Origin of the sequence: Paraburkholderia sp. GAS334 (genome assembly GCF_050436625.1) — a bacterium.
GTDB lineage: Bacteria > Pseudomonadota > Gammaproteobacteria > Burkholderiales > Burkholderiaceae > Paraburkholderia.
The window spans coordinates 1-1,025 of record NZ_JBNDMO010000102.1 but is presented as its reverse complement, the minus strand read 5'-3'; the positions used below and the strand labels follow the sequence as shown (position 1 = coordinate 1,025).

1 protein-coding gene is annotated in these 1,025 nt (G+C 58.2%); it reads right to left on the bottom strand.

All coding sequences use genetic code 11. The features are described from left to right. Positions 1-409 (bottom strand): winged helix-turn-helix domain-containing protein (locus P3T21_RS38420; protein WP_429261061.1); only part of this gene is annotated, 409 nt, incomplete at its 3' end. Between the last annotated feature and the right edge of the window lie 616 nt (positions 410-1,025).

Genomic DNA, 1,025 nt, shown 5'->3' with positions numbered 1-1,025 from the left:
AATCGAGCGCGGCGCGAACTTGCGCGATGGCCGCATCGCGCCCGATCAATCCCGTCGGAAACGGCGGTAAGGTACGTCGTGCCTTACCTGGCGCAGGGCTTTCGGACGGCAGCGCTGCGGCCCGACTCTGCACTAGTCGATACCCACGGCCCGGCACTGTGACGATGCAGTCGCGATCCTCACCAAATGCTTTACGCAGCGCCGAAAGGTGTACATGGATGTTGTTCTCCTCGACGACTGTATCCGGCCAGACGGCGTCCATCAGTTCGTCTTTCGTGACGAGCCGTCCGTCGACGGAGGCAAGCAATGCAAGAATATCGAACGCACGTGACCCGACACACAGGGCCTCGTTGTGCCTGCGTACCACGCGTGTGCTCATGTCGATTTCAATGTGACCGAACTTGATCATGGTGCTGTGACCTCAGTGGGTAACGATGTCGAACCAAATGTCGCCGTCGGGGTCATGGTCTCGTGATGCGGCAAGTCCTCGTCACGCACTGCCAATCCGCAAGCATCGCTCACCCCGAACTGCATTCAACGTTGAGGTGAGATTCCTGGATGGATGGAACATATAGCGGACGGAAATACGCTTTCTTGACGAAACGGCATACAGTCGCTGTTCTTCCGTGATGTCGACATGACACTTCCCTTCGTTGCGTGGCCGGCGTGTCGCACAGGTTTGAGCGCATCGGCCATCGGACGACGGCGCGCCGCGCGCCGTTCCGGTTTGCCACTGCCGCGTCATGTGCCCGCGGCGCTGCGCCATTTCCATTTCGATGTATGAGGAGTTCCAACACGAACAAGCCCGGACTGTCTTCGGTTGCACCGATGGTCTCGTTTGTCGGAGCAATCTGAATGATGAGTAACTGGGCGAACCATTTCTTGAATATTCTTGCCCGGCTTGGCACAGATTCGATTCTCTTCGCCTGGTTAGGGGCATCACTTGCGCGACCGTTGCGCCATATTGAATGCGAGCAGCGTCGGCCCGGTAGCAGGCGGGCCAAGGACTCCGTTAGCGAAAAGAA